We start from the raw sequence: 8944 nt of genomic DNA, 5'->3' as shown, positions 1-8944 counted from the left end.
GACTTAATTTTAACCGAAGACCTGTTCTCATTTTAGGTTTCGATTTGTATGAAAAAATTCAGTAACTAACTAGTTTGTATTCAAAAAATATTTATTGCATAATACGCCATCCGATGAAATGTCATATTTTTTAGGCATTTTGATCAATAGATTTTAAAGACCCTCTGGATGTGTATGCACATCCTTTTCATACTCAGCCATATGTTATATGGCTGAGTTTTTTTGTTTGAGTTTAAATGAAAAATAACGTGAATTGTATTTATTTGAATAAGCTTGGTTATTAATTTGCAGGTTTATGATGCTTGCTCATTTTGATGTTTAATCACGGATAATATGGCCACTGATTGCATCAATAATTTTACTGGGTTGCTGGCTTAACCCTAAATCACCATTGAGGTAATTGAGTTCAGAACCAAAATAATGGTTTGCCTCTTGTAAAGACCGGGCTGGCTCAAGCCCGGCAGGATTGGCACTGGTTGATACAATAAATCCGTTAAAGGCATTGCATAATGCAGTACACAGGGGATGATTGGTAACTCGTACAGCAACTTGTGAATGCTTACCCTTAATCCAGACTGGAATAGTGCTATCTGCAGGTAATAACCATGTCGTTGCTCGTTGGGTTGGGCTATGGTGTGCCCATGTCGCGATAACCTGTTCACGAATTTCAGGATTTAGGTTGTTTAGAAGATGTTCAACCTGAGCAAGCTGCCCAGCTAGCAAAATTACTCCTTTTTCAATAGGTCTTTGTTTTAGCTTTAAAATCTCTAAAAATGCTGCTTCATTATATGGATCACAACCTAATCCCCAAACTCCCTCTGTCGGATATGCTAAGACTTTGCCTTGTTTTAAACATTCAGCCGCTTCAGCAACAGAGGTTGTAATCATGGATGTTCACCTTACCTATTTACAAATATAAAGTCTATTGTGAACCTTAATGTAATTTACGGCAACGCAAGTACAAGCCTGATTGTTGAATACATAGACCAAGTAGTTCTAACTGCATGAGATCACTAGTTAATTCTGCTGTGGTCAATTTTAATTTTGTGGCCAGTTGGTCAATAGTTAAGCCAATCCAGTCTAGTTCCTGATAAAGTTTAAATAAATTTTCAGGTATTTCTTCAAGTGATTGTAAGATTATGGATTCGGATTGTTGCTGTGAATGCCATTGTGTCGGGAGTGCCAGATCTTCAATGATTTGCTCAGGATGATCGATTAAAACAGCACCTTCCCGAATCAGTTGATGACAGCCTTTATGATACTCGGCATAAATATGTCCGGGAATTGCAAAGACTGTTTTACCTTGATCAGCGGCTAGTTTAGCTGTAATGAGTGAGCCGCTATGAGTTGCAGCCTCAGCAACAAGCACACCCAGGCTTAAACCACTGACGATCCTGTTTCGTCGGGGAAAGTTCTGCTGTGCAGGAGGTGTTGTCGGTAAGAACTCGGAAACAATACTGCCATGATGCTGTAAAATCTCGGATTGTAATCTCCGATTTTTATGTGGGTAAATCATATCTAAGCCTGTACCAACTACAGCGATTGTCTTATGGTTTTTATTGGCCCCTAAATGTGCAGCTTCATCTATTCCTTCTGCTAATCCACTGGTGATAAAAAAACCTTTTTCACTTAAATAGTAAGCAAAATCATAGGCAACTTGCTTTCCATGAGGACTAGGTTTTCGACTGCCGACGATAGCGATTTGAGGTTGAGAAAGATTTTGTATAGATCCTTTTCCAAAAAGAACAGGTGGGTGATCCGAAAAGGGAAGAAGCTGCTTGGGATATCCTGCATCCTTATGAGTAAGGATAAAATCTGAATATTGTTTGATATCGTTCAAACATTTTTCAAATTTTTGTTGCCCTAAGTCAGTTAAAAAGTCTTTAGCACGTTGAATATGATTTTGATGTAGATTCAGTTCAGTCCATTTTAATAATTGCTTTTCTCCAATTGCTGATTCGATACTACCAAAATACTTTTCCAATTTTGCAAAAGCGGACAATGAATGCTGAACCAAATACCAGAGTTTGATGTAATCAAGTTGTGTTTTAGGAATCTGATTCAGCATAGAATGATTTCCTTAGTCTTCATCTTCAGTCGATTGAATTGAAGCACCAACCTGTATAGGTAAGGAGCTGTCCAGTACATAGGCATAGCTAAGGTTGTCAAAGGTTTTGAACAACATTAGATGACCAATTTGCTGTTGAGGAAGTTCTACATTTTTTTTAGTTTTTGGATCTTTTACAATTTCACCCCGTTGCGCAATACTAAATACCTGCCCGACTTTTGCACCTTGTAATGTTCCTCTATCTACGGTGACTACACTACGTTGTGCAGCCCGATTAATTGCCCCCATCACACGAATAATATGTCCACCATGGACAATTTCATTTTTGGAAGTTGGATAAAACATCGAGGGTAGCTCTGCTTCAAATAAAGGTAGGATCAAATCCCCTTTACGTACTTCTCTGGTAAAACTTTCAGTGAGTTCAAGTGTTGCAATATCATTTTTTAATTCAGTTGCTAAACCACTAGCAACTTGTTCAAGTTCAGTACCTGCGTTTATTTTCTTGCCATTTATACCTTTAAAAACATAAGGTTCATTTTGCCGGTATACGGCATATTGCTGCCCGATCTTTAATCCCTCACCACGGATATAAATTTTCTGTCCTTTGGCTGCGATAATCCGCTTGTCTTCTGTACCCAGGACATAAGGGAGATGCTGTATGGATTCAGCATTAAAAATGGTATTTCTGACAAGCCAAGGTTCAATTTCACTAAGTGAGATGACTGGGATGGTATTTGCTAGTTCTTCGATCCTGACTCTAGGTTGAATGCTTGTTACTTTTTTACCTGTATAGCGCTGAATTATTCCTGTACAACCATCACCTTCGTCTTTACCAATTAAAGGCTGTCCGTTTAGACTGCAGAGTAGCAATCGATCTCCAGGATAAATCCAGTGAGGGTTCTTTACATGTTTATTGCTTGCCCATATTTCAGGCCAGCGCCAAGGTTTTTTTAAAAATTTGGCTGAAATGTCCCACAGGGTATCTCCTTTTTTGACTATATAAACATGTGGTGCATTGGCTTTCAGTGATGGCGGGTTGATATTGGGACTAGCAGCTTGAATTGAATATGTTGGAACCAAACCAATTCCTGCACACACAGCAAGCATGAGTGTGTACTTTTTTAACCCCAAGGCATTAAAATGTATGCCTTTGAAAATTGAGTTCATTCTCATAATTCCTAAAATTATGTATTGATTTGCGTTATAATTAACGCATTCGTTTTTTAATTAGCATGAAGTTTATTCTTCATTTGTTTTCAAGTTCAATGGCATAGCCAATGAGGATACAGTATGGCCTTATTACCTATTTTAAGTTTTCCTGATCCCCGTCTGCGTACCATTGCCAAACCCGTTGATGAAGTCACAGACGAAATTCGCCAACTTGCATCAGACATGTTCGAAACCATGTATGAAGCACCAGGTATTGGTCTTGCTGCAACACAGGTAGATCGTCATATTCAGCTCATCGTTATGGATTTATCTGAAAATAAAGATCAGCCTATGGTGTTTATTAACCCTAAGGTCACCCCTCTGACTGAAGAAACACAACCATACGAAGAAGGCTGTCTGTCAGTTCCTCAAATATACGATAAAGTTGAGCGTCCGTCACGCGTAAAAATTGAGGCAAAAAACCTTGAAGGTCAATCATTTGAGATAGAAGCGGATGGACTTCTCGCTGTTTGTATCCAACATGAATTAGATCACTTAAATGGTAAATTGTTTGTTGATTATTTATCACCACTTAAACGTCAGCGCGCACGTGAAAAAGTAGAAAAAGTCGTACGTCAGCGCCAGAAAGATAAAGTTGCAGTGAAAAGATAGGTTTTTTTCTTTGAAAATTCATCCTTAAGGCTAGCCCAATTTCGATTGGGCTTTGTTATACTCGGGTCTTAAAAAGTGTTGAGATGATTATTTGTTTCTGCGTACCGGGTTGCTGCTTGGCTTTATGGCAGTGTTTTTACAGATTGCTGTATTTTTGCAGCCTTTGCTACCGAAGCAATATCAGGTTGCTCCGGTCTGTGAAACTATTACGCATGCAGTTTTACAAATAAAACAACAAGATATTTCACAACATTCATTACATGAACATTCTTCGATGTCTCAGCATCAGCATAATCATGCCATGCAAATTGCTGCACAAACTGAACAAAAACATCATCATGATCTAGTTGGTCATGCCTGTCAGTATTGTACAGTTTATGGGCATCTGATCATGCCTCCAGAGCTTGAAGTTAAAGAAGTTTTAGATCGGATTCAGATTCGTTTAATTGCATTTCAAAAAACATTTAAACATGTTTATTTTGTCCTGCAGCGACTCTTCTTAACCCCCCAAGGGCGAGCACCTCCTGTCTTTGCATAAATCAAAACTTTATTTTTTGGGTCTCGTCTGACTCCAGTCTTGTTTTATTTATGATTTAAAGAGATTGTTATGGTTAAGCCACAATTTTTATTACAGCCATTGACGGTTGCGATCATTACTGCACTTTCTTCAGCAACAGTATTTGCACAAGAGCAAAAAATTCAAATGGCATCTTTAGCACCGATTGTCGTGACTGCACAAAGTGCTGATGCGGATAATGGGTTGATTATCCATGCTGACCCTAAACAGCCCATTCAGCCTGTTCCAGCTACAGATGGCGCTGACTATTTAAAAAGCATAATGGGTTTTAATGCGATTAAAAATGGTGGAACCAATGGGGATGTGACCTTCCGCGGGATGTTCGGTTCACGAATTAAAATCTTGACAGATGGCACAGAAAATCTGGGTGCATGTCCAGCACGTATGGATGCGCCTACTTCATATATCCAGCCTGAAAGCTTTGACAAAATAACAGTGATCAAAGGTCCACAGACCGTTCAATACGCCAATACAGGTTCAGCAGCAACTGTGATTTTTGAACGGGAACCAGAACATTTGACTTCAGACAAACCTTATCGTGGACAGGCAAGCGTGTTGATGGGGTCATATGGTCGTATTGATCACAATGTTGAAGCGGCGATTGGTGATGGAACAAAATATATGCGCCTTAATGCCAATCGTTCAGAATCAAACAGTTATAAAGATGGTGATGGAAATAAGATCCCGTCATCATGGAAACGCTGGAATGCTGATCTGGCTCTAGGCTGGACACCTGATGAGAACACTTGGATAGAATTACGTGGAGGAAAGTCGGATGGTGAGGCAGAATATGCTGGTCGTTCACTCGATGGTTCTCAATTTGCACGTGAGAGTTTGGGACTGCATTTTGAAAAGAAAAATATTAATGATGTGATCAAGAAAATTGAGGGACAAGTTGACTATAGTTATAACGATCACATTATGGACAACTTTAGTTTAAGAAATCCTGGAATGGTGGATTTAAATGCCAGTATGGGACATGGTGGGATGCATCATTCCAGTGGTGATATGGGGAATATGCAAGGTATGGATCATAGCATGAGTGAACCACATCTAGTTCCAGATAAAACATCCATGCGTGTTACTCGCCGTACACTAAACTCACGTCTTGCCATGACGACAGAATGGAATAAGTTAAGTGTTATAACGGGTATCGACTCGCAGTTTAATAAACATGGTGGAGATATGGTTTCTCCAACAATGAATATGCCATTCAAGACAGATATGCGTTTTGAATCTTATGGGGCATTTAGTGAGTTGACTTATACATTCAATCCACAAAACAAATTAGTGGCGGGTGCACGTGCTGATCATGTGAAAATAGATAATTTACGCGATCAAATGAGTCGTTCTGAAACCTTACCAAGCGCCTTTATCCGTTTAGAAAATAAAAACCCAGAGCATGGTTTAAAGAACTATATTGGCTTGGGTTATGTGGAACGTGTCCCTGACTATTGGGAAATCATGCGTACAGATTATAAGGTTGCAAAAACAAATGCATTTAATCATCTGGATAATGAAAAAACCATTCAGCTGGATTTGGGAACTCAAATTAAGCACGGTGCCTGGAATGCATGGACTTCAGCTTATGTGGGGCTAATCAATGATTATATTTTAATGACCTATGATCCAAGTAAACCAGCTGGAATGATGAATCCAACAATTTCAACGAATGTCGATGCAACGATTGCAGGAGCAGAAGCTGGGCTTGGTTATCAATTTACTGATCATCTACAAGCTGATGTGAGTGCAATGTATGCATGGGGTGAAAATACCACAGATCATAAACCATTACCGCAAATAGCACCTTTAGAAGGACGTTTTAACTTGCGTTATGTACATGATAAATATACGTTAGGTGCATTATGGCGAGTCGTTGCCAAGCAAGACCGTATCAGTCTAAATCAAGGCAATATTGTTGGTTATGATATGAATGAGAGTAAGGCTTTCAATACGTTGTCTCTGAATGCTTCATATAACTTGACTAAAGATGTTGATGTAGCGATTGGTATTGATAATGTTTTGGATAAGGCATATACCGAACACCTTAACAAAGCTGGTGATGCTGGATTTGGTTTTGCTGCCAATGAACAGTTCAATAATATTGGACGTAATTATTGGGCACGTATGAGTATGAAATTCTAAGGATCAATTGAATAAAAAAAGCCTCCCTCCAATTTATGAGGGAGGTTTGGAAATTAAAAAAATTGATATAAGGCTATTGGTGCATACTCGCAAGTTGTAGACTATCTCCCTGATAAAGCGTAAAACCCAGTTTTTGCATTTGGCGTCCATTTTTCTGTAAAAACTCATCCAGTTTTTGAGAATGTCGAGCTCCTGTATAAACAAGAACATTTCTTGCAAGCAGATAATAGGCAAACCAAGCAGTTGTTTGGTGCTCAAGTCCGAGTTTTTTCATTTTTTGTCGGCTCAAGAAAAACTGTGTCACAGATAAATGTTGGCGATATGCCAATTTCCGATTGAATTCCGTGAAACGTGTATAAGGGCGTTCAAAAGGTTCTTTAGATAAGCTTGAACCTAAAGCAAGGCTTGTTTCATCTGGATTTGGATGGGCAAATGTCATCCAGTAGAGGAATCTCCATCCATCAGCTTCTTGATTAACAAGCCATTTTTCATCAATTCCCATGAGCCAGCCTGCATATTTCCAGAAATGCAGGAAGCTATCTATTTCTTTTTTAGTTGGCAAAATACCCAGTGCTCTTACGCCTAATAATAAGACACCGCTAAATGCAATATTGGTCATTGCCTGATCATATTGGTTGATCGGCAATCCCCAGGTTTCACTATCCCACTTTTCTGATTTAGCTAAATGATGGCGAACTAAGGAATGGATAAAACGTACATATATTGTGGAAGTAAAACCTTTGTTAAAACGATCAAAAGCATTTGGTTCCGTGATGTCAATCCACCATTTTGTAGTTTCAGCCAAACGTTTGTTGGCTTGTTTGTTTAAGGCGCCTGTCAGGATAAGTGGCTGATTAAAGCCTGGAAATAAATATCCCATCATCAAGGAAAGGTCTCTTAACACAAAACCACTATTGATACCTAGACGGTATGTAAATTGAATGGCTTCCTGCATTTTATTTTGATCAACCCAGGCAGGGGGTGTTTCGACCTGCTCGAAAAACATTTTTAATTCAGGGATTTCATGTGGTAGATGATCAAGCCCTTTATAAAGAGCTGTTTCAAACCATGAACGATGTTGTTTGGGGTTTTGCATGATCCATTGTAGTAATTTGTCCATAGGCTCATCACCTTGTTGTAAGGCTTGATTTAAGGACAGATATTCTTCATAGGATGGTTGCAGTTTCTGTTTGGCAATAAAACTCAAAATTTGAGTTTTCCAGTTGCTTTGTTGCATTTTTTCAAAAGAAGCCAGGCGCTTTGGTATATTCAGGGTTTGCATTGCTTCGATTTCCTGATTATTGTTTAATCAGACTCTAATATGAATATTTATTCGCATTCAATTCGCATTTATAAATAGGTGAAAGGATGAGGAAAAGACCACAACAACAACGTGCAAAAAAAATTGTCGATCACATTTTAGAAGCCACACAAATTTGTATTGTTGAACAAGGGTTATTACAGGTTACAACACCAAAAATTGCCGAAAAATCTGGAGTGAGTGTAGGTTCTATTTATCAATATTTTGAAAATAAAGAAGAAATTATCCAGGAATTGTTATCTCGGAAAAGTGATCAATTGGGATTGGCACTAAAACAAATCGTCATGACCCAAGATCAGCTTAGCCTAGAAGAAATTATTCCCATGAGTATTCAGTTTGGCTTCGATACGATGAAATCCGATGGAGGTTTTTTTAATGAAGTTCTTAAAAACTGGCATGGTTACAATCATTCAGATGCTGCACATGTCTTAGAAAAGCATTTTTTGGAAATAGGTATGTATCTTTTTAGCCGTTTTTTCCCGGAATGGAATTTTGAAACTTTAAAGAATAAATCTTTTGTGATTATTAATAGCACCTTGTTTACCATGATGCGTTATGTGAGTGGTCAAGATTTTTTAATTACAGAACAACAGCTTAAGCAAGAAATTTCAAAAATGATTTTGTCTTACTTAGATGCGTGAAAAATAATTTCAATATAGGTTAAAATAAATTATTCATTAAAATCAAAATGTTAATTATTTTATGGTTTGAAAATTAGACGGATGAATAATTTATTTTAAAACAACGCTTGCAAGGTGCATAAAATGCTGTAGAATGCACATCCATCGGCGGTGATGTTGATTAAAACTTCTTAAAAATCAGTTAGTTGAAGAAATTGATTGAGTTTGGGTTGTTTAAAAATAAATGAACATCATGGTTGACTTTCTAGAAATAGAGAGTAATATAGCCGACCTAGCTTGATGGCGATGAGCCATGAAGAAGATCATTAAGAGAATATGAAGAACAACTTGTGTGGATTTTTACTGGTTGATTAACGATAAATTATCATTGA

General features: G+C 38.0%; 8 protein-coding genes. 4 read left to right on the top strand and 4 right to left on the bottom strand.

The genetic code is table 11. The features are described from left to right. Positions 1 to 318: 318 nt before the first annotated feature. Genes KPC_RS15195 through KPC_RS15185 form a run of 3 tightly spaced genes read right to left on the bottom strand, consistent with a single transcriptional unit; the run spans position 319 to position 3235 of the window. Entirely contained in the window at positions 319 to 888 is a 570-nt protein-coding gene (locus KPC_RS15195) for a Sua5/YciO/YrdC/YwlC family protein (protein ID WP_121975206.1), read from the bottom strand. 46 nt (positions 889 to 934) lie between these two features. After that, positions 935 to 2068 (bottom strand): DNA-processing protein DprA, encoded by a 1134-nt coding sequence (dprA, locus tag KPC_RS15190; RefSeq protein ID WP_121975205.1) that lies wholly within the window; start codon positions 2066 to 2068, stop codon positions 935 to 937. Positions 2069 to 2080: 12 nt separating this feature from the next. Further along, entirely contained in the window at positions 2081 to 3235 is a 1155-nt protein-coding gene (locus KPC_RS15185; protein WP_121975204.1) for a LysM peptidoglycan-binding domain-containing protein, read from the bottom strand. Between the two features lie 123 nt (positions 3236 to 3358). Here KPC_RS15185 and def point away from each other — a divergent pair, with 123 nt between their 5' ends. The 3 genes from def to KPC_RS15170 all read left to right on the top strand — a co-directional run bounded on the left by def (position 3359) and on the right by KPC_RS15170 (position 6611). Further along, complete coding sequence (gene def / locus KPC_RS15180) at positions 3359 to 3889, top strand: peptide deformylase (RefSeq protein ID WP_121975203.1); 531 nt, start codon at positions 3359 to 3361, stop codon at positions 3887 to 3889. 124 nt (positions 3890 to 4013) lie between these two features. After that, positions 4014 to 4427, top strand: coding sequence for a DUF2946 family protein (locus KPC_RS15175; protein ID WP_121975207.1), 414 nt, complete (start codon positions 4014 to 4016; stop codon positions 4425 to 4427). Positions 4428 to 4496: 69 nt separating this feature from the next. Continuing rightward, positions 4497 to 6611 carry a TonB-dependent receptor domain-containing protein gene (locus tag KPC_RS15170; RefSeq protein WP_121975202.1) on the top strand — a complete coding sequence of 705 codons (2115 nt, stop codon included), beginning with the start codon at positions 4497 to 4499 and terminating at the stop codon, positions 6609 to 6611. A 73-nt stretch (positions 6612 to 6684) separates the two neighbouring features. Here the strand turns inward: KPC_RS15170 and KPC_RS15165 are convergent, their stop codons facing one another. Next, positions 6685 to 7893: an oxygenase MpaB family protein gene (locus KPC_RS15165; protein ID WP_121975201.1), complete on the bottom strand. Its 1209-nt coding sequence runs from the start codon at positions 7891 to 7893 to the stop codon at positions 6685 to 6687. Between the two features lie 86 nt (positions 7894 to 7979). Between KPC_RS15165 and KPC_RS15160 the strand changes: the two genes are divergently transcribed. Next, positions 7980 to 8573 (top strand): TetR/AcrR family transcriptional regulator, encoded by a 594-nt coding sequence (locus KPC_RS15160; protein ID WP_121975200.1) that lies wholly within the window; start codon positions 7980 to 7982, stop codon positions 8571 to 8573. Positions 8574 to 8944 lie beyond the last annotated feature (371 nt).

Source organism: Acinetobacter stercoris, assembly GCF_900323515.1.
Classification (GTDB): Bacteria; Pseudomonadota; Gammaproteobacteria; order Pseudomonadales; family Moraxellaceae; genus Acinetobacter; species Acinetobacter stercoris.
The sequence above is the reverse complement of the archived record's forward strand: the minus strand, read 5'-3'. Positions and strand labels throughout refer to the sequence as shown.